The organism is Asanoa siamensis (assembly GCF_016862555.1).
GTDB classification, from domain to species: domain Bacteria; phylum Actinomycetota; class Actinomycetes; order Mycobacteriales; family Micromonosporaceae; genus Asanoa; species Asanoa siamensis.
The window spans coordinates 55,471-81,520 of record NZ_BONE01000003.1 but is presented as its reverse complement, the minus strand read 5'-3'; the positions used below and the strand labels follow the sequence as shown (position 1 = coordinate 81,520).

General features: G+C 72.0%; 25 protein-coding genes. 1 reads left to right on the top strand and 24 read right to left on the bottom strand.

Features of this window, described 5'->3' with window-relative positions; genetic code table 11:
* Positions 1-105 precede the first annotated feature (105 nt).
* On the bottom strand, positions 106-828 hold the full coding sequence (locus Asi02nite_RS03080; RefSeq protein WP_203710572.1) for a hypothetical protein: 723 nt from the start codon (positions 826-828) through the stop codon (positions 106-108).
* A 161-nt stretch (positions 829-989) separates the two neighbouring features.
* Here Asi02nite_RS03080 and Asi02nite_RS03075 point away from each other — a divergent pair, with 161 nt between their 5' ends.
* Positions 990-2,201 carry an arginine deiminase gene (locus Asi02nite_RS03075; protein WP_239126431.1) on the top strand — a complete coding sequence of 404 codons (1,212 nt, stop codon included), beginning with the start codon at positions 990-992 and terminating at the stop codon, positions 2,199-2,201.
* Here Asi02nite_RS03075 and Asi02nite_RS03070 read toward each other — a convergent pair.
* The 23 genes from Asi02nite_RS03070 to Asi02nite_RS02960 form a co-directional block, all read right to left on the bottom strand.
* Positions 2,188-3,066 carry a DUF5926 family protein gene (locus Asi02nite_RS03070; RefSeq protein ID WP_203710570.1) on the bottom strand — a complete coding sequence of 293 codons (879 nt, stop codon included), beginning with the start codon at positions 3,064-3,066 and terminating at the stop codon, positions 2,188-2,190. The two genes, Asi02nite_RS03075 and Asi02nite_RS03070, sit on opposite strands and share 14 nt — an antisense overlap.
* A gap of 54 nt (positions 3,067-3,120) precedes the next feature.
* Positions 3,121-3,543 carry an ATP-binding protein gene (locus tag Asi02nite_RS03065; RefSeq protein ID WP_203710569.1) on the bottom strand — a complete coding sequence of 141 codons (423 nt, stop codon included), beginning with the start codon at positions 3,541-3,543 and terminating at the stop codon, positions 3,121-3,123.
* A gap of 17 nt (positions 3,544-3,560) precedes the next feature.
* Positions 3,561-5,021, bottom strand: coding sequence for a sensor histidine kinase (locus Asi02nite_RS03060; RefSeq protein WP_203710568.1), 1,461 nt, complete (start codon positions 5,019-5,021; stop codon positions 3,561-3,563).
* Positions 5,022-5,061: 40 nt separating this feature from the next.
* Positions 5,062-5,835, bottom strand: coding sequence for a glycerophosphodiester phosphodiesterase (locus tag Asi02nite_RS03055; protein WP_203710567.1), 774 nt, complete (start codon positions 5,833-5,835; stop codon positions 5,062-5,064).
* Positions 5,836-5,842: 7 nt separating this feature from the next.
* Positions 5,843-6,181: a rhodanese-like domain-containing protein gene (locus Asi02nite_RS03050; protein WP_203710566.1), complete on the bottom strand. Its 339-nt coding sequence runs from the start codon at positions 6,179-6,181 to the stop codon at positions 5,843-5,845.
* Positions 6,182-6,191: 10 nt separating this feature from the next.
* Positions 6,192-7,145 (bottom strand): LCP family protein, encoded by a 954-nt coding sequence (locus Asi02nite_RS03045; RefSeq protein WP_239126430.1) that lies wholly within the window; start codon positions 7,143-7,145, stop codon positions 6,192-6,194.
* Positions 7,146-7,327: 182 nt separating this feature from the next.
* The gene (locus Asi02nite_RS03040; RefSeq protein ID WP_203710564.1) at positions 7,328-8,542 is read right to left on the bottom strand and encodes an LCP family protein; all 1,215 of its coding nucleotides are present in this window, start codon (positions 8,540-8,542) and stop codon (positions 7,328-7,330) included.
* 102 nt (positions 8,543-8,644) lie between these two features.
* Positions 8,645-9,622, bottom strand: coding sequence for an NAD-dependent epimerase/dehydratase family protein (locus Asi02nite_RS03035; protein ID WP_203710563.1), 978 nt, complete (start codon positions 9,620-9,622; stop codon positions 8,645-8,647).
* A gap of 94 nt (positions 9,623-9,716) precedes the next feature.
* Complete coding sequence (locus tag Asi02nite_RS03030; RefSeq protein WP_203710562.1) at positions 9,717-11,393, bottom strand: monocarboxylic acid transporter; 1,677 nt, start codon at positions 11,391-11,393, stop codon at positions 9,717-9,719.
* Entirely contained in the window at positions 11,386-11,742 is a 357-nt protein-coding gene (locus Asi02nite_RS03025) for a DUF485 domain-containing protein (RefSeq protein WP_203710561.1), read from the bottom strand. Before Asi02nite_RS03025 ends, Asi02nite_RS03030 begins: the two co-directional genes overlap by 8 nt.
* A gap of 171 nt (positions 11,743-11,913) precedes the next feature.
* On the bottom strand, positions 11,914-12,726 hold the full coding sequence (locus tag Asi02nite_RS03020; protein ID WP_203710560.1) for a hypothetical protein: 813 nt from the start codon (positions 12,724-12,726) through the stop codon (positions 11,914-11,916).
* Positions 12,719-13,234, bottom strand: coding sequence for an RNA polymerase sigma factor (locus Asi02nite_RS03015; RefSeq protein WP_203710559.1), 516 nt, complete (start codon positions 13,232-13,234; stop codon positions 12,719-12,721). The genes Asi02nite_RS03020 and Asi02nite_RS03015 overlap by 8 nt, the downstream gene beginning before the upstream one ends.
* Before the next feature lie 55 nt (positions 13,235-13,289).
* A complete protein-coding gene (locus Asi02nite_RS03010) occupies positions 13,290-13,814 on the bottom strand; it encodes a flavin reductase family protein (RefSeq protein ID WP_203710558.1) in 525 nt (174 codons plus the stop codon).
* A gap of 13 nt (positions 13,815-13,827) precedes the next feature.
* A complete protein-coding gene (locus Asi02nite_RS03005; RefSeq protein ID WP_203710688.1) occupies positions 13,828-15,522 on the bottom strand; it encodes an ABC transporter permease in 1,695 nt (564 codons plus the stop codon).
* Positions 15,519-16,277 (bottom strand): ABC transporter ATP-binding protein, encoded by a 759-nt coding sequence (locus Asi02nite_RS03000; RefSeq protein ID WP_203710557.1) that lies wholly within the window; start codon positions 16,275-16,277, stop codon positions 15,519-15,521. Before Asi02nite_RS03000 ends, Asi02nite_RS03005 begins: the two co-directional genes overlap by 4 nt.
* Before the next feature lie 22 nt (positions 16,278-16,299).
* Complete coding sequence (locus Asi02nite_RS02995) at positions 16,300-17,949, bottom strand: sodium/solute symporter (RefSeq protein WP_203710556.1); 1,650 nt, start codon at positions 17,947-17,949, stop codon at positions 16,300-16,302.
* Positions 17,950-18,324 carry a DUF485 domain-containing protein gene (locus tag Asi02nite_RS02990; RefSeq protein ID WP_203710555.1) on the bottom strand — a complete coding sequence of 125 codons (375 nt, stop codon included), beginning with the start codon at positions 18,322-18,324 and terminating at the stop codon, positions 17,950-17,952.
* A 43-nt stretch (positions 18,325-18,367) separates the two neighbouring features.
* Positions 18,368-19,771 (bottom strand): DUF4153 domain-containing protein, encoded by a 1,404-nt coding sequence (locus Asi02nite_RS02985; protein WP_203710554.1) that lies wholly within the window; start codon positions 19,769-19,771, stop codon positions 18,368-18,370.
* A gap of 227 nt (positions 19,772-19,998) precedes the next feature.
* A complete protein-coding gene (locus tag Asi02nite_RS02980) occupies positions 19,999-21,051 on the bottom strand; it encodes a HAMP domain-containing sensor histidine kinase (protein WP_203710553.1) in 1,053 nt (350 codons plus the stop codon).
* Positions 21,048-21,725, bottom strand: coding sequence for a response regulator transcription factor (locus Asi02nite_RS02975; RefSeq protein WP_203710552.1), 678 nt, complete (start codon positions 21,723-21,725; stop codon positions 21,048-21,050). The genes Asi02nite_RS02980 and Asi02nite_RS02975 overlap by 4 nt, the downstream gene beginning before the upstream one ends.
* A gap of 63 nt (positions 21,726-21,788) precedes the next feature.
* Positions 21,789-23,834 carry a carboxypeptidase-like regulatory domain-containing protein gene (locus Asi02nite_RS02970; protein ID WP_203710551.1) on the bottom strand — a complete coding sequence of 682 codons (2,046 nt, stop codon included), beginning with the start codon at positions 23,832-23,834 and terminating at the stop codon, positions 21,789-21,791.
* Positions 23,835-23,935: 101 nt separating this feature from the next.
* The gene (locus Asi02nite_RS02965) at positions 23,936-24,697 is read right to left on the bottom strand and encodes a LytR/AlgR family response regulator transcription factor (RefSeq protein ID WP_203710550.1); all 762 of its coding nucleotides are present in this window, start codon (positions 24,695-24,697) and stop codon (positions 23,936-23,938) included.
* Positions 24,694-25,911 (bottom strand): sensor histidine kinase, encoded by a 1,218-nt coding sequence (locus tag Asi02nite_RS02960; RefSeq protein ID WP_203710549.1) that lies wholly within the window; start codon positions 25,909-25,911, stop codon positions 24,694-24,696. The genes Asi02nite_RS02965 and Asi02nite_RS02960 overlap by 4 nt, the downstream gene beginning before the upstream one ends.
* Positions 25,912-26,050: the final 139 nt, after the last annotated feature.

Below are 26,050 nucleotides of genomic sequence, written 5' to 3'. Positions count from 1 at the left end.
CCTCCTGTGCATCGCCGGCAGTTGCCCCACCGTCACGCTAACCGGTGATTCGCGTGCCGACGACCCTCCAGTCGGCCAGTGCTGCGGATGGTTGCCGCAGCGCGGTCAACGGCGGGTGGCGAGTTTGGTCGAGGCGGTGCGCCCGTCTTCGTACCACCGGTAGCCGCCGCCGCTGTGTGCCACGTTCAGCCACGTGCTGGGCTGGCTGGCCACCTGCGACAGCTTCTCGGCGGTGCTGGGGCTGATCCGGTCGCCACCGGCCACGAGCAGGCGGTCGAGCTCGCGGTGGGTCGCGATCAGACAGTCCTTGGGCAGCCCGTAGACGCTGATGACGCCAGAACCGACGAATACCAGCACCGGGGTGACCGGGATGGTGTGCCCGATCGCGGAGCTGAGTGCCTTCGCGGCCCGCTTGGCGTCACGCCGCGCCTCCGAGATGTAGGGCGGGCGCTTGCCGCTGATCTGGACGACGTCTCCGGCGACCATCACGCGGGACCGGCCGTGGTCGGCGATCGTCACGGCGAACAGGCCACTCGGCCCGATCACCAGGAAGCCCGCCTGGTCGTCGGCGCCCGTGAACAGGGCGTCGAACGAGTCGGTGCGGGGCCATTCCACGATGTGCCACGACGGGCCGAGGTGCTCGATGCGGTTGAGAGCACGGGCGCCGGCCGCTTCGATGCGGCGTGCGTCGCGCTCTGCCCGCCTGCGGCGCGCCCAGTCGAGCGGGCGTGAGCGGGCGTCGATCAGGTCGGGCTGGGGGGATTCTGCGCTCGGCAGAGCTCGTCGGGGGGTGATGGGGACGGCTCGACGCGCAGGAAATACGGTCATCGCTGCCTCCGGCAAGGGCGAGCTTTGGCTGTCTAGCTACCGTACGTGGCGACACCGGTACTCAGGCAAGATGCTGCGGGGGAATGAGTGCGGATGAATGCCACATTCACCGTACGGCTCTTTTCCCGGATGGTGACAACCACGGCCTAGGCTCGGGCCTTGTGACGCACTATGTCGGAAGCGAAGTTGGCCGGTTGGGCACTGTGCTGCTGCACCGCCCCGGCCGGGAGTTAGCCCGCCTGACCCCGCGAAACAACGATTCGCTGCTGTTCGACGGCATCCCGTGGGTCGGTCGAGCCCAAGAGGAACACGATACCTTCGCGGCGGCCCTGCGCGCACGTGGCGTCGAGGTCCTCTACGTGTCCCAGTTGCTGGCCGAGACCCTCGCCGTGCCGGAGGCCCGCGCCGAACTCACGGCCGGCGTCGTCGACGACACCCGGTTGGGTGACACCCTGCGCCGCCGGGTCGCCGACCATCTCACCTATCTGGATCCCGTGGCGCTGGCCGCGGTGCTGATCGGCGGGCTGGCCCACGACGAGTTGCGGACGAGCGCCGACCGACCGGGCGGCCTGGTCTACACGCTGATGCCGAGCAACGAGTTCGTCATCGACCCGCTGCCCAACCTGCTGTTCACCCGGGACTCGTCCGTCTGGGTGCGCGACCGGGCGGCCGTGACCAGCCTGGCCATGCCGGCCCGGCGCCGGGAGACCACGCTGACCGACGCGATCTACCGCTACCACCCGCGGTTCGTCGGCACCCGGATGCTCTACGACCCCGCCCTGGAGCCGGTCGAGGGCGGCGACGTGCTGCTGCTGGCCGAGGGCGTGATCGCGATCGGGGTCGGCGAGCGGACCACGCCGGCGGGCGCGGAGCGGCTGGCCCGGCGGGTGTTCGGCGCCCAACTCGCGCACACGATCCTGGTCGTGCCGATTGCCCAGGAGCGGGCCACGATGCACCTGGACACGATCGTGACGATGGTCGACGCCGACGCGGTCATCATGTATCCGAAGTACGCGCACTCGCTCCAGGCGTACACCGTGATCGCCGGCGCCGACGGTGAGCCGCAGGTCGACGGCCCGGCACCCTTCCTGCGCGCGGCGGCCGACGCGATGGACATCGGCACGCTGCGGGTCATCGACACGGGCCTGGACCCGGTCACCGCCGAGCGCGAGCAGTGGGACGACGGCAACAACACCCTGGCCATCGCCCCGCGGCTGTGCGTCGCCTACGAGCGCAACGTGGAGACCAACGCGCAGCTCGAGCGGGCCGGCATCGAGGTGATCCGGATCCCCGGCTCCGAGCTGGGCTCGGGCCGGGGCGGACCACGCTGTATGTCGTGCCCGATGCTCCGGGAACCGACTAGCGCAGGGTGAGCTGGCGGCCGACCAGGCCCTGGCGCGACCGGCGGGCGGCGGCGTCGAGCGGGGAGGTGTCGGCGAGCGCGTCCGCGTAGCGCTTGGCGAACGCCTCGACCGGCGCTTCCCACTCGGCGGCCTCCGGGTCGCGCGGGATGTCCCAGACCGGGACCAGCAGCCCGTGCGCCCGGAACATTCCGGCGAACTTGGTGCCCTCGCCCAGCAGCAGGTCGCCGGCGGCGGAGAGGCGGGCCAGGGCGGCCAGCGCGGCGTCCTCGTCGTCGGGCAGCACCCAGCGGATGTGCCCGCGGTCCGGGACCCGGCACCAGTACGCGGCCTTCGCCGCGGCCAGCCGCACCGTCGGGTAGATGGACGCGTTCGCCCGTTCGAGCGATGCCTTCACGTTGGCGTCGTCGCCGGCGTCGTCGTCGAGCCAGAACTCGAAGCCCTCGTGCAGCGTGACGTCGAGCGGGCCGTCGACGATCAGGTCCTGCAGCCGTGGGCCGACACCGGCGTGCGCCGGCACGGAGACGGGGCTGCCCGGCTTGGTCTGCAGCGCGCGGACCAGCGCCACGGCGAGGTCGCGGGAGACATCACCGGACTGCACGTGCCGCTGGAGGCCGAGGAACACCCGGCCGTCCGGCTTGGTCATCGCCGGCCAGGCCATCGGCAGCACCGTGGCGAGGATGACCTTCCGGTCGCCGAACTCCTCGACGAGCTGCGGCGCCAGGGTCAGCGGCGCGGAGGCGGCCGGGACCAGCTCGCGCAGCGCGATCCACTCGACCTCGTCGACGAGGCCCTCGAACGGCCGCGCCGAGAACATGTCCTGCTGCTTCTCCCGCTTGGGGGTGCCGTCGTTCTTGATCCGGCGCTTCTTACTCATGGGGAGACAGCCTATTGCCACCCTTGCGTAGCCGGGCGGTCGCGGGGTGGCGTTTCACGCCAGGGAGTGGGAGTGCTCGCCCAGCTCGGCCCAGACGCTCTGGTCGGCGCCTTCGTGCTCGACGCCCCAGCGGTCGGCCAGCGCCGAGACGATCTGCAACCCTCGGCCGTCCAGCGCGGTCGGGCCGGCACGGCGGGGGTTCGGGCGGGCCCGGCCGCCGCCGTCGGTGACCCGGACCCCGACCACCCCCGCGGGGGACACGTCCCAGGCCACCTTGATCACGCCGCCGGGCAGCGGGCGGGCGTGCCGCACCGCGTTGACCACCAGCTCACCGGCCACCGCGACGACGTCGGCGAGCAGCTCGTCGGGGACCGTGCCGGTCAGCTCCGTGGTCAGCTGGTGCCGTGCGGCGCGTGCGCCGCGCGCGTGATGGGGCACCACTGCCTGCCAGGACCGCTCGGCCACCGCCGTCGTCACCGCCCGCCTCCAATGAACTAGCCGCGGGGGAGTCGCACCTCCGCGACGGTGCCGCCGCCCTCCCGGGGCCGCAGCGACACCCATCCGTTCTGTCGCTCTATTACCCTTCGTACCAAATACAGGCCTAGTCCGGCACCCGGGTACCTCCGCCGGTCACCCGATTCGGCCTGCCAGAACCGGTCGAACGCCCGCTCCACATGTTCGGGTCGTACCCCGATGCCCCGATCGGAAACGCGGAAGACCACCGTGCGCTCGTCACTGAGCGCGGTCAGCTCGATCGCGGTGCCGTCGACGCTGTACTTGTCGGCGTTGGTCACGAGCTCCGTCAGGATCGTCGAGATCGTGCTCCGGTCGCCGACCGCCTTCGGCAGGTCGACGGGCAGCCGGACGAGCAGCCGCCGGCGCAGGGCGGTGGGCAGGTCACGCTCGGCCACCCGGAGCGCCTCGACGAGGTCGAACGGGCTGGGCGGCGAGCCGGCGGTCGGGCCACTCTGGTCGGCCGCGGAGAGCAGCCGGTCGACCAGCTTCGCGAGCTCGCCCGCGCGCTGCCCGATCACGTCGGCCGCGTGCCGGCGCTCGTACTCCGGCAGCTCGTCCCAGTGGCTGTTGAGCGTGTCCGCGTACCCCTTGATCACGGTGACCGGCGTGCGCAGCTCGTGGCTGGTCAGCGCGACGAACAGGTCGCGGTCGCCGTCGCGGCGGTGCTGGTCGCTGATGTCGCGGAACGTGACGACGACCGAGTCGACGGTGCCGGCCAGCTCGCTCGCGGTGATCTTCAGCCAGCGACCGTCGGCGAGCCGGTGGTCGAGCGTCTGGCCGAGCACCGGGATGGGGAACGGCAGCGTCGCGTTCAGCACGTCGGCGGCGGACAGCCCGGTGACCTCCTCGGCCGCCGGGTTCCACAGCCGCACCTTGCGGTCGAAGTCGATGATCGCGAGCCCGTCGGCCAGGGCGGCGACGACGGGGCCGTCGCCGTGCACCGGGAGGCCGGCCTGGTGCCCGTACATGTGTGCCAGGTTGATCGCCACGAACTCGATGAGGCTGTGGTGCTCGATGGTCGGCAGGTCCTCGACCTCGCGGTAGAACGCCTGCACGCTGCCGACCACCAGCCGGCCCAGCATCGCCCGGGTGACGAGCATCGTGTGCAGGCCCTGGCCGGTCGCCTGGTCGGGGAACTTCCCCTCGATGCGGTCGAGCGAGAGCACCTGCGTACGCAGGCCCGTCAGCAGCCGCTTCGTGGTCGGTGACTCCTTGTCGACCGGGCGGCCCAACGCCCACTCGGCCGCCCCGGTCGCCGCGACGATCCGGCCGCCGGACGGGCCGTACTCCGCGAAGGTCATGCCCGCCGCACCCAGTGCCTGTTCGGCGAGGCGCAGGACGACGTCGAGGATCGGCAGGCCCGCCTCGCCCGAGTTGATCCGCTCGATCACCTCGGCGTGGCCGGCGATGAAGGAGGCGAAGTCCGGGCGCGCGGGCATGGTCCCGAGTGTGCCCAACCCGGGGCGCACTGCAAAAGGGTCAGCGGCCGATGTGCTTCAGGACGAACCCGGGGCGGTCGGTGATGATGCCGTCGACACCCAGGTCGATAAGGAGGTCGATCTCGTCGGGCTCGTTGGCCGTCCAGACGTAGACCTTGTTGCCGGCGGCCTGCAGCGTGCGGACCAGCCGCGGCCGGGCCTTGACCAGGTGGATGCCGGGACCGGCGATCCGGGCGCCGAACGGCAGGGTGCCGCGCAGCGTCGAGGGCAGCAGCTCCATCAGCAACGCCGTGGGCAGGCCGGGCGCGAGCTCGCGCATCCGGCGCACGGCCAGCGCGGAGAACGACATCACCGTCACCGCCACCCGCTCGCTGTCCCGCGGCTGGTCGAGGCCGTGCCGGCGGAGCAGGGCGGCGAGCGCGCGCTCGACGTCGCCGCCGTGGTGGGTCGGGTGCTTGGTCTCGATCAGCACCTGCAACTCGCGCCCCGCGTCGCGGACCGTGCCGAGCAGGCGGTCGAGGGTGAGCAGCCGGCCGCGGTCCGGATCGGCCGGGACGTCGCTGTCGGGCCACCTGCCGAAGTCGAGTTCGGCGAGCTCGGCCAGGGTGCGCCGGCTGACCCGGCCCGTGCCGTTGCTGGTGCGGTCGAGCCGCCGGTCGTGCACGCAGACGAGGTGCCCGTCGCGGGTGAGCCGCACGTCGCACTCCACGCCGTCGGCGCCCTCGTCGAGGGCTCGCTGGTAGGCCGGGAGCGTGTGTTCGGGCAGCACCGCGGAGGAACCGCGGTGCGCGAAGATCAACGGCGACTCGCCCACCGTGGGCTCAGACCACGCGGGCCGGTTGGCCGTCTTCGCTGACCATGGGACGGCCGGCGGACTGCCAGGCCTCCATGCCGCCGTCGAGGTTGCGTACGTTGTCCCAGCCCTGCTTGGACAGGTAGGTCACGACCTGGGCCGAGCGGCCGCCCATCCGGCAGACGACCACGACGTCGGCGTCGGTCGGCACGTCGGCCAGCCGGGCCGGCACCTCCATCATCTGCACGTGGTGCGCGCCCGGGGCGTGCCCGGCCCGCCACTCGTCGTCCTCACGGACGTCGAGCAGATAGGCGTCCTCCGGCACATCGTCCGCGGCGACCCACGGAACCGGTTCTGGTCTCCACACGCAGCCAAGCCTAGATGCTCAGCACCCACTTGGGGTTGGCGGCCGCCCAGGCTGCGACGTCGCCCTCCCGGACCGCCTTGAACAGCAGGTCCGCGTCCGGGGTGAGCACGTTGTAGGAGGTGCCGTCGATGCGGGCGCCGGTGGACGGGATCCGGATCCCGTAGACGTTCTCGGCCCGCATGTTGCGGAACGAGATGACCAGATCGTTCAGGGGTACGCCGTTCGTGTCGACGGTCATGGTCGCCCCGATGGCCCGGACCGTCTGGTCCAGCTTGATCGGGTTGGCCAGCACGGTGGGGTCGGTGAGCTTCTTGGCGATCCCCTTGAGGATCTGCTGCTGGTGGCGCTGCCGGTCGTAGTCACCCCGGGGCAGGCCGTAGCGCTGCCGCGCGTAGTCGAGGGACTTCGCGCCGTCCATCCGGTAGCAACCGACGGGGAAGACGTGGCCCGTGTGGATGGAGGTGACCTGCCGGTCCACGCAGACGTCGACGCCGCCGAGCAGGTCGACGACGCGTTTGAAGCCGGTGAAGTCGACGATCGCGGCACCGTCGAAGCGCACGCCGGTGAGGTTCGTGACGGTCGCGGAGAGCAGCTTGGCGCCGTCGGCACCGCCGTACTGGAAGGCGGCGTTGATCTTGTCCTGTCCGCCCTTGTAGTTCGACGCCGGCCAGGGCGGGATGGCGACCCGCAGGTCACGGGGGATCGAGATCAGGTACGCCCGGTCGAGCCCCGCCGGTATGTTGACGATCACGATGGAATCGGCCCGATGTCCCATGGTGGGGTTCGCGTCCCTTTGGTCCGACCCGATCAGCAGATAGTTGAGCGGCCCGTGCAACTCCCCGTTGCCCGACCGGGCGCCGGAGTCGAGCAGGTCGGCCTTCTGCAGCGCGTCGTTGAGGCGCTCGGAGAGCAGCTTGAGCCCGCCGAGGCTGAGACCGGCCAGGACGGCCAGGGCGACACCCACGACGATCAGGATCTTGGCCCAGCGCGGCCGACTGGCCGGCCCACCGTCCGGTGGCCGCTGCTCCCCCTTGCGTCCTGAGCTGATGGCCCCTCCCGACCCCCGCCGCATCGCGCTAGCGACAGCTTAAGTCGGATATGTCGGGCCAGGGCCAGCCTTGTCATTCGTCCGGATCGGGGTAATTGTTACTTCTTGTTGGCTGCCGCCCACTCGGCCATCTTGTCTTCGTTGATGGCCTTGTACATGGCCAGCGCCTTGGTCTTGTCGGAGACCACCACGGACTCGCCGCCGATCGTCTGGCTGCCGCTGTGGGGGCTGGTCAGGAACTCGAGGTTCTCGCCCCGCAGGTTGCGGAACTGCAGTGCCATGTCGACCAGCGAGAACCCCTCGTCGACCGTCACCGCGTTGGTGACCGCCTTGAGGAAGCTGTTGAGCTTGCCGGGGTTGGTCAGCGTGCCGCTGCTCGCGGCCTTGTCCATCAGCGCGCGAAGGAACTCCTGCTGGTGCCGCATCCGGGCGAAGTCGCCGTCGGGGAACTGCTTGCGCTGGCGGACCCAGTCGAGGGCCTCTTCGCCGTTCATGTGGTTGACGCCCTTCTGGAAGGTGCGGAAGGGCTTGTGGATCGACTTGGTCGTCCGCTCGACCTTGAGGTCCACACCGCCGAGCGCGTCGGTGACCTCCTTGAACCCCGCGAAGTCGATCGCCATGACGTGGTCCATCCGGACGTCGGTGAAGCACTCGACGGTACGCACGGCCAGGGGCAGCCCGCCGAAGGCGAACGCGGAGTTGACCTTGTGGCGCTCGGAGTTGGCGCACTCGGCCTTGGCCGACTTCGGCACCGGCACGTAGAGGTCGCGGGGGATCGAGACCAGGTAGGCCTTGTCCTGCGAGGCCGGGATGTGCATGACGATGATCGTGTCGGCCCGCCACTGGCCGGCCTTGTCGAGCGCCGCGTCCGGGTCTCGGGAGTCGGTGCCGACCATCAGGATGTTGAGCGCGCCCTCGGCCGTCTTGACCGGCCGGCCGTCGGTGATCTCGGAGAACGGGTCGGTGCGGCCGATGTTGCCGTTGAGCGCGCGCACGTAGATCCACGTGCCGCCGGCGCCGAGCAGGCCCAGCACCACCAGGCCGACGACCGCGACCAGGGCGATCCGGCCCCACTTGGGCTGTGGACCCTTGCGGTAGGGCGCGCCCGGGCGGCGCGGGCCGCGCGGACCACCGGGGCCGCCGGGACCACCACCGCCGATGCGGGGGCGGGCCTCGGTGCGTGCTCCCGGCACGTGCGCCCGCCCGCTGATGCGGCCGCCGGTCGGGGCCGCCGAGACGCGGGCGCTGGACGTACGGCCGGGCACCGAGGCGCGGCCGGAGGTGCCGCCGGACGATGACGTGGTCGCAGACATGTGACCCAGGGTACGAAGCAAACCTAGGTACGGCTCACAACCAACGCCGGCACGGCACGAACTTGGTAGGTAAAAATTTCCGCGTTGACCTGCCGTTATGCCTTAAACGGCGCGGCGCTGGAAGTCTTCGATGGTGCGGCGGAGACCCTCTTCCGGGGAGACCGTCGGTGCGAAGCCGAGCTTGGTGCGCGCCAGCGTGAGGTCGGGGCGGCGCATCTCCGGGTCGTCGGCGGTGCGTGACGTGAAGGTCACCGTGGAGGCGCTGCCGGTCAGCCGCACGATCGTCTCGGCCAGGTCCTTCATCGACATCTCGTGCTCGTCGCCGCAGTTGATCGGACCGGTCTCGGTCGAGTCGAGCAGCAGCAGGATGCCGCGGACCAGGTCGTCGACGTAGCAGATGGAGCGCGTCTGCGCGCCGTTGCCGTGCACGGTGATCGGCTCGCCGCGCAGCGCCTGGGAGATGAACGTCGGGATCGCCCGGCCGTCGTCGGGACGCATCCGCGGCCCGTACGTGTTGAAGATCCGCACGATCGCGGCGTCGAGCCCGCGGTAGCGGTGGTAGGCCATGGTGGACGCCTCGGAGAAGCGCTTGGCCTCGTCGTAGACGCTGCGGATGCCGACCGGGTTGACGTTGCCCCAGTAGGTCTCGACCTGCGGGTGCACCAGCGGGTCGCCGTAGGCCTCCGACGTCGACGCCATCAGGAACCGGGCACCGTCGGCGACCGCGCGCTCGAGCAGGTGCAGCGTGGCGATCGAGCCGACGCGCAGGATCTCGATCGGCAGCGTGGTGAAGTCCTTGGGGCTCGCCGGCGACGCCATGTGCAGGATCGCGTCGAACCGGCCGTCGAGCGCCGGGTGGTGCGTCGGCAGCCCGTCGGCGACGTCGGCCTCGACCAGCGTGAACTGCGGGTGGTCGACGAGGTGGGTGACGTTCTCCTTGGAGCCCGTGACGAAGTTGTCGACCGCGACGACCGCGCAACCGCGGGCGATGAGCACATCGATCAGGTGGGACGGGACGAAGCCGGCGCCTCCTGTCACAAGGATGCGATGACCGGCTCCGAAGCGTTGGGCAACCACCATGAGCCCAAGACTACCGATGAAGCGGATCTACCGTCGGGCCCGGGTTGCCCTTGACAGGGGCCCCGGCGGTGTGCACCGCCGGGGCCCATGTGACTCAGTGCGCGCCCGAGCCCGTCAGGGAGCGAACTTCCAACTCCGCGTATTTGGCGTCGTCACGCTCCTTGGACAGGACCGTCCCCAGCCAGCCGCAGAAGAAGCCGAACGGGATCGAGATGAGACCCGGGTTGGACAGCGGGAACCACTGCCAGTCGGAGTCCGGGAACATCGAGGTGGCGCCGCCGGAGACGACCGGTGAGAAGAACACGAGCACCACGGCGGAGATCAGACCACCGTAGATCGCCCAGACCGCACCGGACGTGTTGAACCGCTTCCAGAACAGGCTGTAGAGGATCGCCGGCAGGTTGCCGGAGGCGGCGACCGCGAACGCCAGCGCGACGAGGAACGCCACGTTGAGGTTCTGCGCGAAGATCGACAGCAGGATGGACACGGCGCCGATCACCAGCGCGGAGATCCGGGCGACGTTCACCTCCTGCCGCTCCGACGCCTCGCCCTTCTTGAGCACGTTGGCGTAGAAGTCGTGCGCGAGGCTCGACGACGACGCCAGCGTCAGGCCGGCGACGACCGCGAGGATCGTCGCGAACGCGACCGCGGCGATGATGGCCAGCAGTGTCGCGCTGCCGATCTCACCGCCGAAGAAGCGCCGGCCGAGTTCCGCGGCCAACTGTGGAGCCGCCGTGTTGCCCGCCCGGTCCTGTGCGGTGATCGCCTCGCTGCCCACCAGGGCCGCGGCACCGAAGCCGAGGGCCAGCGTGAACAGGTAGAACGTGCCGATGATGCCGATCGCCCAGAGCACGCTCTTGCGGGCCGCCCGCGCCGTCGGCACCGTGTAGAAACGGATCAGGATGTGCGGCAGGCCGGCGGTGCCGAGCACCAGGGCGATGCCGAGCGACAGCAGGTCCATCTTGTTGTAGAAGGTCTGTGTCGCGTTGCCGGCGACTTCCACGCCGTAGCGCAACCCTGGTTCGAGGAAGGCCTCGCCCTTGCCGGACGACTGCGCCGCGTCGCCGAGCAGCGACGACAGGTTGAACCTGAAGACCGCCAGCACGAGGATCGTCATCAGCAGCGCGCCGGTCATCAGCAGGAACGCCTTGACGATCTGGACGTACGTCGTGCCCTTCATGCCGCCGACCGTCACGTAGACGATCATCAGGGCGCCGACCAGCACGATCGTGGCGATCTTGGCGGCGTCCGCGTCCATGCCCATGAACGTCGTGCCGGGCTTGATGCCGAGCAGCAGCGCGACCAGCGCGCCGGCGCCGACCATCTGGGCCAGCAGGTAGAAGATCGACACGGTGATCGTGGAGACCGCCGCGGCCGTGCGGACCGGCCGCTGGCGCATCCGGAACGCGAGCACGTCGGCCATCGTGTAGCGGCCCGAGTTCCGCAGCAGTTCGGCGACCAGGAGCAGGGCGACCAGCCAGGCCACCAGGAAGCCGATCGAGTAGAGGAACCCGTCGTAGCCGTTGAGCGCGATGATGCCGGCGATGCCGAGGAACGACGCCGCCGACATGTAGTCGCCGCCGATCGCCATGCCGTTCTGGAAGCCCGAGAACGATCGGCCGCCGGCGTAGAAGTCGGTCGCCGTCTTGGTCTGCCGGCTCGCCCAGACGGTGATCGCCAGCGTGATGGCCACGAAGACCAGGAACAGGATGATCGTGAGGGTACGGGCGGTGCTGCCGCCGGCGGCCTCGGCCGCGAGGAGCTTACTCACTGCGCGTCTCCTCCAACTCGGCGTGGATCGTGTCGGCGAGCGGGTCGACCTTGCGGCTCGCGTACCGCGAGTAGAACCACGCGATCAGGAAGGTCGAGACGAACTGGAGCAGGCCGAAGATCAATGCCACGTTGATGTGGCTGTCGCCGATCCGGATGCTCATGAAGTCGCGCGCGTACGCGGACAGGATGACGTAGAGCGCGTACCAGACGAAGAACGCGACGGTCATCGGGAACACGAAGCCGCGGAACGCTTTGCGCAGGTTGCCGAACTCCGGGGAACGTTGCATGGCCAGATACCGGTCCTCGGGGGTCTCCGTGGGAGCGGTGTCTCTCGCCTCCGTACTCATGTGGTCACCACCTTCGCAGGGGCGTAGGGACAAGGTCGAACAGCGGCACCGTAGGAACGGTCCACGCGGCCCCGGAAGCCCTGGCGCGGCCGGCGCAGCCACCTGCGCCCAACGGACGGATGGCTGCGCCGAGTGACCCGCGTCACGCCGGTGAACGGCGCGAGTGGTGGCCTAGCAGGCGGCGGTGCCCTGGCAGAGCCGGTCGGCGGCCGCCCGCCCGAGATCTTCCGCGACCCCGACGGTCACCTGGTGCTTCTGCCAGATCTGGGTGAGCAGCGGACCCTGGCGTACGAACACGTACAGGTTGGGCTCCCCGCCGTCCGCGGTGGCGCGCACGACGAGCGACCCGTCGCCGGCGAAGTCCTCGGCCACCACCGCGAAGCGCACCCGGCCGCAGTCGGTGCCGAGCCGGTCGGGCAACTCGTCGAGCCACTGCCGGGCGGCGCTCGACGTGGGCATCCGCTCGACGACCTGCAGGAGGCTCTCGTCGGGGCCGCGGCGGAAGGCGGCGCCGCGCTGGGCGACCCCCGGCGGCTCGACGCCCCGCGGTGGGTCGCAGGACGCGGCGATCGCGGCGAGGCTCCAGTCCCCGTCGACCGCGTCGCCCCGGTAGCGGTAGCCGGCGGGCACGTCGAGCTCCCGGAGCAGGGCTGCGGCGGGGACGTCCGCGGGCTCGGTGGGCCGCGGCGGCGTGCTCGGCGGCGTGGTCGGCGGCGCGGTCGTCCGCTGGGTGGGCTCGGTCGTGCGGGCCGGCGGGTCGCTGGCGATCACGCCCGGTGGCGGCGGGGTCCGGTCGAACGCCCCGGCCGCGAAGGCCACGGACGGTGCGGCGACGGCGAGGGCGGCGAAAGCACCGGCCACCACCGCGCGGGTGTGCCGGCGGCGGCGAAACGCCTCCCGGGCCGCGTCGGCGCCGGCCGCCACCGCCAGCGGCGCCCCGCCCCGGAACCGGTCGAACACGTCGTCCAGGCGCTGCTCATCCACGGCGGTCCTCCTCGTCGGTCAGCAGGGTGGCCAGGGCGGCCCGGCCACGGTGCAGCCAGGCCTTGACGGTGCCGTCGGGTACTCCCTCCTGGGCCGCGATCTCCCCGATCGAGAGGTCGGCGATGTGGAACAGCACGATCGCCCGGCGCTGCCGCGGTGGCAGGGCGCGCAACGCCCGGGCCAGCGCGGCCCGGTCGGGGCTCGGCGGCGGCACCGACTCCGCGCGGTGGAAGCGGGCGTGCGCGCGGGCGGCCTGCACCCGCCGCCACCGGTTGGTGGCGACGTTCATCGCCACGCGGCGGACCCAGGCCGCCGGTTCGTCGTAGCCGGCGACCCGGTCCCAGCGGGCCCAGGCGCGGCTGAACGCCTCCTGCACCGCGTCCTGCGCGGCCGAGACGTCCGCCGTGTACGCGTACAACTGGAGCACGAGCCGGTCGAAGTTCGCGGCGTAGAACGCGTCGAAGGTGTCGGTGCGGCCATCAGGCCGGGTCACCCGGACCGTCTCCATAGGCTGCCTCCCCGTGTCTGGAGGGGACACCGGTGAGCCACGCCGCCGGTTGCGTTCAGCTCGCGAGATATCGACCGCGGTAGTGGATCAGTGGGGGTGCCTCGCTGACGATCTCCACCTGCTCGATGGTGGCCTCGACCAGCAGGCCCCAGCCGAGCTCGCGGGCGTTGTCGAGGCGGCAGCCGGCCCAGGCGGCGGCGTCGGCGGGCACCGGGCCGTAGGGCGTCTCGGTCCACGAACCACCCTGGAACAGGCCGCCGGGCGCCGGCATCAGGCCCGCGAAGCGGTCGGCGAGCTGGCGGTGGGTCGGGCCGAGCGGCGCGACCGCGAACCGGCCGGCCGCCGAGAGCGCCGTCCACAGGTCGGACTCGTCGTCGAGCACGCCGAGCAGCCGCCCGGGGTCGCCGTCGACCACCAGCGTCGACGAGACGGTGAATCCCGCCGGCCCCGGCGCCGTCCAGAGTGTCACCGGCGAGGCCAGCCGGCCGCGGAACCGGCGGATCGGCGAGCGGGCCCCCTCGGGGGTGGCGAACGGGTCGGTGCCGTGGATCTGGGCGCCGGGTTCGATCGGGTTGTTCACCGGCCCATTCTTTCTAGCGGCGGGGCGTGATGGTCAGCAGCAGTTCGGGCATCCGCCGGTCGAGGACGTCGCCGACGATCACGCTGCCGAGCCAGGCCGCCCCGGCGCCGTAGGCCAGGCCGACGGGCAAGGCGACCCAGAGCCAGACGTCACCCGCGAACAGCGCGCCGAGCAGCAGCGGCACGGCGAGCACGACGCCGATCACCATCGAGAGGATGCTCAGCAGGCCGCGGGCCATGCCGGCGCCGGTGTTGAGCGCGAACGGGTTCGACGTCTCCGGCAGGGCGTAGGCGCCGATCACCGAGAGCATCGAGTTGGCCGCCAGGCCGCAGCCGAACGTGCCGACCAGCGTGCCGAGCGCCATCGGGATCCAGGTCGGCTCTCCGACCAGCACGCCGATGATCACCGCGATCAGCACGACCAGCGGCAGCACGTAGACCGTGAACGCGGCGGCCCGGGCGGCGATCTGGGTGCGCCCCGGCACGCCCGCGATGATGTCGTTGGCGTACGCGCTGCCGTCGAAGCCGAACTGGTTGGCCAGCGTCACCGCGGCCAGCGTGCCCACGAAGATCATCGAGAGCGTGAAGGTGAGCGGCGAGGCCGCCACGTCGCGGGCGGGCTCGCCGGCCTCCGTGCCCCAGATCGCCTCGCCGAAGTTGACCATCGCCGAGACGAACAGGGCGGCCACCGCGAACGTGATCAGGTTGGACCGCCGGCGGGCGTCCCGCCACCAGTAGCGCACCTCGCGAGCCAGGATCGCGCCGAACCGGTCGCGCCGGGCCCACCGCAGGATCCGCGGGAAGAGCTGGTCGACGGGGGCGCCGGGGGTGCCCTGCCGGGCTGCCGGACCGAGGCTCGCGGTGCCGACCATCGCCGTCTCGATCGTGCGCGACCACCACCAGAGCAGCACGGCGATCGCCGCGACCACGAGCGCGAGCTTCGCCAGCGCCGCGAGCCAGTGCCCGGCCGCCGCCTCGAAACCCGCCGTGTACGGGGCGCCGAACGGCGTCCAGCCGATGACCTCGGAGAGCGGCAGGAACCGCCGCCAGTCGGTGTTGGTGCTCGCCCGGTTGATGGCGATCTGCAGCGGGCCGATCAGCGCGGCGGAGACCGCGAGCAGCACGGCGGCCAGGTCGCGGGTGCGGCGCGAGCGCAGCAGGTTGGCGAAGGCGCTGGTCACCGCCCGGCTGACCGCGACGCAGAAGACCAGGCCGAGCAGCACGCCGAGCGCCTGCACCACCGCCGCGCCGGCGCCGCCCAGTGCGCCCGCGGAGAGCACCAGCCCGGCGGTCGCGATCAGGGTGGCGGCCGCGGGGACGCCGATCAGCGCCGCGGTCAGCAGGCCGACCACCAGCGTGCGGCGGGGCAGCGGCAGCAGCGCGAACCGCGACGGGTCGATGGTCTCGTCGACGCCGAAGAACAGCAGGGGCAGCAGGGTCCAGGAGAGCGCGACCACGCCACCGCCGGCCGCGGCGACCAGGAACGCGGCGTCGGTGTTGCCGGCGAGCCCGGCCGCGGCCGCCGCGAAGAAGCCGGCGGTGGCGTAGATGAGGCCGAACAGGATGCCGAACGAGAACAGCACGACCCGCCACACCTGGCCGCGGAAGCTGTTGCCCATGATCCGCAGCTTGAGCCGGACGAAGTGGCGGGGCGACACCGCGCGCGGGGCGGCGGCGACCTCGGTGGCCTGCGTGGCCTGCCCGGTCAGAGCCACGCCAGCTCCTCCCCGGTCGCCGTGCGCCCGCCGACGACCTCGACGAACACGTCTTCGAGCGAACGTTCGCCGGTCACCTCGGCGAGCGTGCCGACGCGCTTGATGACACCGTCGGCCAGGATCGCGACGTGGGTGCAGAGCCGCTCGACGACCGCCATCACGTGGCTGGAGAAGATCACGGTGCCGCCGCCGGCGACGTATCGCTGGAGGATGTCGCGGATCAGCGCGGCCGCGACCGGGTCGACGGCCTCGAACGGCTCGTCGAGGACGAGCAGTCGCGGCGCGTGCAGCAGCGCGCAGGCGAGCCCGATCTTCTTCTTCATGCCGGCCGAGTAGTCGACGACCAGGGTGTTTCCGGCGTCCGCGAGCGCGAGCACGTCGAGCAACTCGCGGGCGCGCTGGTCGACGACCGCGGGGTCCATGCCGCGCAGCAAGCCGTGGTAGGCGAGCAACTCGGCGCCGCTGAGCCGGTCGAACAGGCGGACCCCGTCAGGCAGCACGCCGAACAGCCGCTTGGCCTGGATCGGGTCGCGCCACACGTCGTGGCCGAGCACCCAGGCCTGGCCGTGGTCGGGCCGCAGCAGGCCGACCGCCATCGAGAGCGTGGTCGTCTTGCCGGCGCCGTTGGGACCGAGCAGACCGTAGAACGAGCCGGCCGGCACGTCGAGGTCGACACCGCCGACCGCGACCTTGCCGTCGAAGCTCTTGGCCAGTCCCCGCAGCACCAGGGCGTCCTTCACCGTCGTCACCCCTTGACCGTATCGGTCCCGGTCACCGTCGGGTGGTACCGGACAGCACACTTTCCGGCGCGTGCAGGCGCAGCATCACCGCGCCGACGTCCGCCGGGACCCGGCTGCGGCTGGCCAGCGACACGACCACCATCACCGCGAAGGCCAGGGGTACGGTCCACGCCGCGGGCTGGCTGACCAGGGCGGCCGGCCAGCCGGTGAGCGGCGGCCCGAGCACCGTGAGCAGCACCGCCCCGCCGGCCGCGCCACCGCCGGTCAGCACGCCCGCCGCGGCGCCGCGCGCGGTCAGCCCGCGCCACCAGATCCCGAGCACGAGCAGCGGGCAGAAGGTGGACGCGGCGACGGCGAACGCCAGGCCGACCACCTGTGACACGTCGAGACTCTCGATCGTCAGCGACAGCACGATCGGTGCGACCCCGGCGATCACGGTGGCCAGCCGGAAGTCGCGCACCGAGCCGCGGCCGATCACGTCGGTCGAGATGACCCCGGCGACGCTCGTCAGCAGCCCGGACGAGCTGGACAGGAAGGCGGCGAACGCGCCGGCGGCCACCAGCGCCGCGAGCAACTGGCCGGTCAGGCCGCTGCCGAGCGCCGCGCCGGGCAGCAGCACGACCACGGCGTCGGTGCGCCCGGTCATCAGCAACTGCGGTGTGTAGACGCGGCCGAGCACGCCGTACAGGGTCGGCAGGAGATAGAAGAGCCCGACCAGACAGAGCACCACCAGCGTCGTACGCCTGGCGGCGTTGCCGTCGGGGTTGGTGTAGAAGCGCACGAGCACGTGCGGGAGGCCCATGGTGCCGAGGAACGTCGCGAGGATCAGCGAGTAGGTCGCGAACAGGCCCGTGTCGCTGTCGCCGGGCAGCAGCCAGTCGGGCCCGCGGGTCTCGTCGACCGTGGACACCTCGGGCACGGGCTCGCCGGCGGCGAACTCGAGCCGCTGGCCCGTCTGGACCACGACCGTCGAGCCGTCGGCCAGCGTCAGTGTCGCGTCGTGTTCGATGACGACGCTCGTCGCGGTATGGAACACAGGGCCGTCCGGGGCGGCCACCGCCGGGCGCCCGTCGGCCTGCCACTGCAGCAGCAGGAAGATCGCCGGGACCAGCAGCGCGGTCAGCTTCAGCCAGTATTGGAAGGCCTGCACGAAGGTGATCGCCCGCATGCCTCCGAGCGCGACGTTGCAGGTGACGACGGCGCCGACGAGCAGGGCACCGAGGGCGTACGGCTGCCCGGTGACCGTGGTCAGCGTCAGCCCGGCGCCCTGGAGTTGCGGCACCAGGTAGAGCCAGCCGATGAACACCACGAAGGCCGTGGCGAGCTTGCGCAGCCCGCGCGAGCCGAGCCGGAGCTGGCAGAAGTCGGGCAGGGTGAACGCGCCCGACCGGCGCAGCGGGGCGGCCACGAAGAGCAGCAGGGCCAGGTAGCCGGCGGCGAAGCCGACCGGGTACCAGAGCACGTCGACGCCGTACTTGAGGATCAGGCCGGCCACGCCGAGGAAGCTCGCGGCGGAGAGGTATTCGCCCCCGATCGCGGCCGCGTTCCAGGTCGGGCTGACGCTGCGGGACGCGACCAGGAAGTCGCTCGTGGTGCGGGCCAGCTTGAGGCCGTAGAAGCCGATCGCGACCGTGACCAGCGTGACCACGACGATGGCCGGGACGACGTACGGGTTGCCCACTCAGCGCTCCGGGCGGCGGACCACCGCGACGAAGTCCTGCTCGTTGCGCTCGGCGAGGCGCACGTAGGCCCAGCCGACGACGACCAGGAACGGGAACGCGGCGACCCCGAGCAGCAGCCAGGGTAGGTCGATGCCGGCCAGCCGGGCGGTGCTGATCTCGGGGGCGACGGCGAACAGCAGCGGCAGCCCGCCCAGCCCGATCGCGACGACGAGCGAGAGCCGCAGCGCGAGGGCGAGCTGGGCGCGGACCAGGCCGCGGACGAGCGCCTGGCCCACCTGGGTCTGCTCGGCGAGCTCGACGCGGGTGCGGTCGGGATCGTGCGTCATGGGGTGCACGTCGGCCAGCACCACGCGCGTGCGCCGCCCATGCGTCATGCCGGCAGTGTCCCCGATCACACCCGGTCGCGGTAGTGGGGACTCATCTGATCACCGCGCAGTCGCCGGCCGGGTCGCGCGCGAGCAGCGTACGGGCCTCGTGGCGGGCGGTGTTGGCGGACCGCCAGTCGTCGGGGGCGGCGTCGAGCTTGCGGGCGATGCGCCACAGGGCGCACGCGCGGTCGTCGCCGGTGAGACGGTCGAGCGCGGGTACGGCGTCGGCGGAGAGCGTGCTGAGGTAGGAGAGGTCGATCCGGCCCGTGCTCTCGTACCGGTCGACGTTGCGGTCGGCGATGAACCGGTCGGGGTTGAGGATCGCGAGCGCGAGCAGGCCGCCGGTGGCGATCGCGAGGGCCGCCCGGGGCAGCCAGGCGCCGCGCAGCTTGAGGCCGGCGACGAGCACGGCGACGAAGAGCGCGCCGAGGCCGAGTTCGACGGCCGTGACGAAGACGCGCAGGCGGGTGTAGCCGTACGCCTGCTCGTAGACGTTCATCCGGTGGGTCGCGCTCGCCACGACGACGAGCGCGAGCACGGCCAGGGCGCCGAGCAGGAGCCGGATCGTGGCGCGATCGGCGCGGCCGGCCTTCGGTGCCCACCGCCCGGCGACCGCCAGCACGACCAGGGTCAGTGCGGTGACGGCGAGCAGCTGCCAGAAGCCGCCGCGGGCGTAGTCGGCGAAGGTGGGACCGCCGGGGTCGAGGACGTGCCGGCTGCCGCCGAACAGGACGGTGGCCTGCACCGCGACGAAGGCGAGGAAGAGCAGGTCGAGCAGGGCGACCGGGATGGCCCAGTCGAGGCGGCGGAAGGCGAACCGTGCGGTGGTCTCCGTCGGCCGCTCGACGGTGGGCGGGGCGATCAGGATGAACGCCGCGCCGGCGAGGGTGGCGAAGAGGATCGGGAAGAGCACGAGCACGCGGGCGATCGCGCCGTCGTCGACGACGGGGACGAACCGGTCGACGAGGTCGGCGAAGGCGGCGTCGGCGGAGGAGAACAGGGCGCCGAAGACGAGCAGCAGGCTGACCGATACGGCGGTGACGGCGAGCACGCGGGTGGGCAGGCCGGGGCGACCGGCGAACCTGGCGCGCAGCCCGGCCCGCACCCACGGCAGGGCGCGCAGGGCGGCGGCCGGTGGCAGGACGAGGGCGGCCAGCATCGCGCGGACCTCGCGCGGATCACCGAGGCTGAACGCACCGGTGACGACGGCGGCCAACACACAGAGCACGAAGAGCCAGTCGGCGGCGCGGACGGTGCCGACCCCGAGGAGGGCGATGGTGGCCAGCGCCCAGGCGGCCTGCCGCCAGGAAGCCCTGGTTTTTGTGACTGCCAGGGCAACAATGCTTGCAGCACCCCCGATGAGCCATCCGACACCGGCCCGCTCGATCGGCAGCGCGGCAGCGGTGACGGCGGCGGCGATGGCGAGCGCGAGCAGAACCGACGCCCTCGGCACCCGATTCGGCCCGGCCCACGACCACTGCGGCGGCTGAGGCGGGCCGGCCGGGCGGCCGGCGCCTGAGGTAGCGGCGGCCGGAGCCACGATCGGGCCCGCTCCCGAGGTCGAACTCGCGGAGGCGCTCGCAGCCGCGGCCGGCCTCACCGCCGGGCCCGGCGTCGCACCCTGAGCGGACGCCTCGCCCTCTCGGGGAGCGGGCGCGCCTGGGTTCGGGTTCGGGGTTGTCATGCGGGCACCGCCGGGGATGTGAGTCGGGGTAGGGATACGCGGACCAGGCAGCCCTTGCCCGCCGGTGGGTCGACGACGTGGATCGTGCCGCCGTGTAGTTGGACCACCCATTGGGCTATCGCCAGGCCCAGACCCGTGCCGCCGCCCGCGGCGCGGTCGCCGCGGGTGAAGCGGTCGAAGACCGTCTCGCGTTGGCTCGGGGGGATGCCGGGGCCCTCGTCGCCCACCTCGATCACGACGCGGTCGTCGTCGAGGCGGCCGGCTACCGAGACGGTGCCGCCGGGTGGGCTGTGGCGGGCCGCGTTGTCGAGCAGGTTGGCCAGCACCTGGTGCAGGCGGGCCGGGTCCGCGTGCAACGTGACCGGGCTCGGCGGTGGGGTCACCGTCAGCTTGATGTCGTGGCCCGCGCCGATCGCCGTGACCGCGGCCTCGTCGGCCACCTCGTCCAGGAAGTCGGCGACGTCGAAGCGGACCGGGTGCATCGGCTGGACGCCCGCGTCCAACCGGGACAGGTCGAGCAGCTCGGCTACCAGGCGCGTCAGCCGCTCCGTCTGGTGCAGCGCCGTGCGGAGGGTGGCCGGTTCCGGCTCCGCTACGCCGTCGACGATGTTCTCCAGGACACCCTGCAACGCGGTGATCGGCGTACGCAGTTCGTGCGAGACGTTCGCGATCAGCTCGCGGCGTTGTCTGTCGGCGGCGGCCAGGTCGGCGGCCATCTGGTTGAACGCGTCCGCCAGCTCGCCGACCTCGTCGCGGGAGGTGGCGCGGACCCGACGGGTGTAGTCGCCGCGGCGCATCGCCCGGACCGCCGCCGTCATGTCGCGCAGCGGTGACGTCATGCCGTGCGCCAGGACCTGCGACGTGAGCAGGCCGACGAGCAGCGCCGTCGCGGAGGTGATGTACGGGATTCGACCCAACGCATACCAGAAGTAGGCGAGGCCCGCGGCGGCCGACGCGACCAGTAGGAGGGCCAGCTTGAGCTTGATCGACCGGACCGGATCGAGCGGCCGGGGCAGCAGGTCAAGGCCGCGATTGAGCAGGTCTTTCACAGTTTCACCTCGAGGGCGTAGCCGACCCCGTGCACCGTGCGGATCAGGTCGGCGCCCAGCTTGCGGCGCAGCGCCTTGACGTGGCTGTCGACCGTGCGGGTGCCGGCGCCGTCGCCCCAGCCCCAGACCTCGGCCAGCAGCCGCTCACGGGGCAGCACCGTGCGCGGCCGGCCGGCGAGGTGCACCAGCAGGTCGAACTCGGTCGGGGTCAGGTGCGCCTCGGCGCCCGCGCGGCTGACCCGGCGTTCGGCCTGGTTGATCTCCAGGTCGCCGAGCCGGATCGTGGTCGGGCCGACGGACTGGGCCCGCTCGACGCGGCGCAGCAGCGCGTGCACCCGGGCGGCCAGCTCACGCATCGAGAACGGCTTGGTGATGTAGTCGTCGGCGCCGACCGCGAGCCCCACGAGCATGTCGTTCTCGTCGTCGCGGGCGGTGAGCATCAGCACCGGGACGGGCCGGTCGGCCTGGATCCGCCGGCACACCTCGAGGCCGTCGAACCCGGGCAGCATCACGTCGAGCACGACGAGGTCGGGCGGTTCGCGCCGGGCCGTCTCGACCGCCGACGGACCATCGCCGGCCAGACTCACCATGAAGCCCTCGGCACGCAGCCGCACGGCGATCGAGTCGGCGATGGTCCGCTCGTCCTCCACCACCAGGATCCGGCGCTCTCTCATGTCGGCGACTGTAGTGAGCGCCTGTGCGGATCCCGGTCCGGCGATGTGAACGATCTGTGCAGATCAGGCGGTCAGCACCACGATTTCCGTGGTCAGACCCCCGGCCGGCACGCGCACAGGGTCACCCGGCACCCGCTCGACCCGATATTCGCGGTCGCCCGCGTAGACGCTGTAGGAGAAGTAGATCCGTTGGCCGGGCAGCACGCGGATCGAGAACTGGCCGTTCTCCGGCCAGTTCGAGCCCGCGAAGTCGCCCGAATCGGCGGTGCGCACGTCGACGAAACCGCCATCGACAGCGCCGCCGTCACTCAGCCGGATCGTGCCGGTGACCAGGACGCCGTCCCGCAGAGCGATGTCGGCCGTCGCCGTGCTGCCGGCGGTGACCACGGTGGGGGTCGCCGTGTAGCGACTGGCGGCGCCGCCCGTCCAGGCGAGTGCGCTGCCGAAGGAGGAGAACTTCAACGGCCACGGGTACGGGCCCAGACCGTCGACCTGGTAGTGACCCTGCGCGTCGGTCTCGACCTCGGATGCCCCGAGGCCAGGGCTCTGCGTGAACAGCGCCACCCGCGCGCCCTCGATCGGCGCGCCGGTCTCGGCATCGGTGACGGTGCCGGCGATCGCCCCGGCGGGGTCGATCCGGATCTGCGGCGCGGTGGCGACGGCGCCCAGCGTGGCCGGGACGACCGCGGCCTGCCGCTCGTCGCCGGTGCCGCCGGTCGCGCCCACCCACTGACGGCCATAGGTCGTGGACTGCGGCGCCGCGAACAGCCGGTAGTTGCCGTTGGTCAGCTCACCGATGGTGATCTTGCCCTGCGAGTTGGAACAGACGTTGAAGCCGTCCCAGAGCCGCACCTGCTTCGCCTTGTAGGCGATCACGCAGACGTTGGCCAGGGGCCGGCTCGTCGCCGCGTCGACCACGGTGGTCGTGATCTGCGCGGCGGGCTTGAGCCGCAGCGTGACCTCGGTGGTCCGGCCCTCCCGGACCGTGGCGGTGAATGCGCGGGAGAAGTGGGTGCCGCCCGGCGTGTTGGCGGCGAACTCGTGGCTGTCCGCGGTCAGGCCGGTCAGCTCGATCGTGCCGGTCGTGGTGCAGCGATCGACACAGAACCGCAGGACCGGCGCACCGGTCACCGCGTCGACCGCGGTGACCCGGAGCCCACCGGTGTCGAGCAGGCGCTCGTTGACGCGGGTGGCCGCACCCGCGGTGACCGCGACGGGATCGGCTTGGTCGGCGCGCAGGGTGCGTCGGTGATATTGAGTCGCGCTGAACTCGTTGTCGGTGAAGCTCACGACGTAGCTGCCGATCAGGGCGGGGGCGATCGTGTATTGGCCGTTGGCGCCGGTGCGCGCGCTCAGCCAGGTGTAGTCGCCGGTGGCGGTGTCGAGCGCGACCCGCATGTTGGTCGCCGGTTCGCCGGCCGGTGTCGTGACCCGGCCGGTCACGCTGCCGGTCGCCAGCGCGGTATCGGTCACCTCGACGGTCTGGTCGCCGACGACGGTGAAGAGGCGGGCGCCGGCACGGTCGATGCTGCCCGGGACCCATTGACGCTGCTCCGAGCCCTCGATCGGGCTGAACCCGACGCGGTGGTTGCCCGGCAGCACCGCGAGCGAGAAGGCCCCGTCGCCGTCGGTCAGCGCGTTGCTCTCGGTGCCGTCCTCCGCCTCGGCGACGACCGGCTCGAAGGCCAGCGGGCTGCCGTCGGCACGCAGCAGGCGGCCGGTCAGCGTGCCGGTGGCTGCCAGATCCTCGTCGACGGTGGTGGTGCCGCCGGCGGCGACGGTCACCAGGTCGGCTTCCCAGAGGTCGAACTTGTTGTCGAAGTACTGTCGCGGGTGCCCTTCGGCGTTGAACGCCACGGAGTAGTCGCCCGGCGCCAGGTTGGCGAGCGTGTAGGAACCGTCGTCGCCGGTCGAGGTGTAGCCGTTGTAGTTGGTTTCCTCGTTGTAGACCTCGACGCCAGCGTTCGCGACCGCCGCGCCGGTGCTGCTGGTCAACCGACCCGCGATCGTGCCGGTGTCGTCGGCCGCGTGGGCCGGTGCCGCGAAAGCTGTTGCCGTCAGGAGCACGGCAGCCAGCATCGTCGCGCGGCGTAGTGCGCGATGTGCCATGGAACGTCCTCACCGGAGGTGTCACGGGGGGAGGGGAAATCGCCGCCGGGCGCCCCGTATCGCCGGCTGGCGCATCGAAGGATATGCCAGCGGTGTGACAGTCAGCGGTTCCAGTCCTGCTTCGCCGCGCGGACGAGTTTGTCCTTGAGCTCGCGCGTGTGCCGGCGGGAGACCGGCAGCTCGGCACCGTCCACGATGACCACGTAGCCCGAGTTCGCCAGCCGCAGCTCGGCGATCAACCGGAGCTGCACCAGATAGGAGCGGTGGATCCGGACGAAGCCGGCGTCGGCCCAGCGATCGGCGAGCGTGGCCAGCGGCACCCGCACCAGGTGCGAACCGTCGGAGGTGTGCAGCCGGGCGTAGTCGCCCTGCGCCTCGACCCAGCGGACCGCGGAGCGCGGCAGCATCCGGGTCGTGCCCGCCAGCTCGACCGGGATCGTCGGGTCCTCCTCGGCACGGGCCAGCGCGGCCGGGTGGGTGGGCACGACCCGCGCGCTGACCACGCGCCGGATCGACTCACTCAACCGCTCGGCCTGTACGGGCTTGCGGACGTAGTCGGCGACGCCGAGGTCGAAGGCGTCGACGGCGCCGTCGTCGTACGCGGTGACGAAGACGATCGCGGGTGGCCGGGCGAACCGGCGCAGCAACCGGGCGAGCTCCATGCCGTCGAGGCCGGGCATCCGGATGTCCAGGAAGACCACGTCGACGTCGGTGTCGCGGAGCACGCGCAGGGCGTCGGTCGCGTCGCCCGCGGTGTGCAGCCGGGCCACCCGTGGGTCGGCGCGCAGCAGGTAGGCCAGCTCGTCGAGGGCCGGCGGCTCGTCGTCGACCGCGAGCACGCGCAGGAAACCGCGGTCGGTCACGCCGCGCCGCCCGCCGCGTGCACGCCGGGGTGGAACTTCGGCACCCGCATGCTCACCCTGGTACCCGCTCCGATCCCGGTCTCCACCACCAGACCGAACTGGTCGCCGAACACCGACCGCAGCCGTTCGTCGACATTGGACAGACCGACGTGCGCGCCCGCGTCGTCGACACCGGCCACACCCGCCTCGGCCACTCCGGCGACGAGCGCCGCCGGATCCATGCCGACGCCGTCGTCCTCGACGGTGATGTGGCACTCGGCACCGGCATCACGGGCCTCGATGCTCACCATACCGAGGCCCGGCTTGCGCGACAGCCCGTGCCGCACCGCGTTCTCGACCAGCGGCTGGAGGCAGAGGAACGGCAGGCTGACCGGCAGCACCTCAGGGGCGATCTGCAGGCGCACCTGCAGCCGTTCGCCGAACCGGGCCCGCTCGATCGTCAGGTAGCGGTCGATCGAGCGCAGCTCCTCGGCCAGCGTCGTGAACTCACCGTGCGCCCGGAACGAGTAGCGGGTGAACTCGGCGAACTCGAGGATGAGCTCGCGGGCGCGTTCCGGGTCGGTGCGGACGAAGGAGGCGATCGCGGTCAGCGCGTTGTAGATGAAGTGCGGGCTGATCTGGGCGCGCAGGGCCCGCACCTCGGCCCGGGCGAGCCGTTCGCGGGACGAGTCGAGCTCGGCCAGGGCGAGCTGGGCGGCGGCCCAGCGGGCGGTCTCCAGGGTGGCCTGCACGAGCCCGGGTGCCGGCTGGCCGTCGGAGACGGCGACGAGGGCGACCGGGGTCGCGGCCCTGATCGGCGCGACGACCGCGCCGCGGATCTCGCAGTCGACCCGGTCGCAGGGCAGTTCCGCCTGCCGCAGCACGGTCGACCGCCCGGCGCTGATGGCCTTCTTCGCCGCGGCCTGGAGTTGGTGCGAGTGGTGCGCGCCGCGCCCGTCGAGGGCCAGCAACTCGTTGTCGTCGGCCAGCGCGAGCCCGGGCGCACCGACCAGCGCCCGCAGGTGCTTGGCGGCCTTCGCGGCACTGGCGGCGGTCAACCCACCCCGCAACGGCTCGGCGGCGAGCCCGGCGGTGTGCAACACCTCGTAGGTGGCGCGCTGAGTCGCGGTCGCGATCCCCCTGCGGGCCCGCAACCGCACGACGGCATAGACCGCACCGGCGAGCGCACTGACGAGCGCCAGCACGGCCAACGCCGTCGACAGGTCCGCACTCATGCGCGGAATCCTCGCCCGCCGACCACGTTTACGGAACCCCTCGCACGGACGCCAACCCCGGCGTGATCAAGAGAGACCGCGCCGCACGGCGGAGGTGGCAGCGAAGCGAAGCGAGCGGTGTCCGGCGGGAGCGACGGTC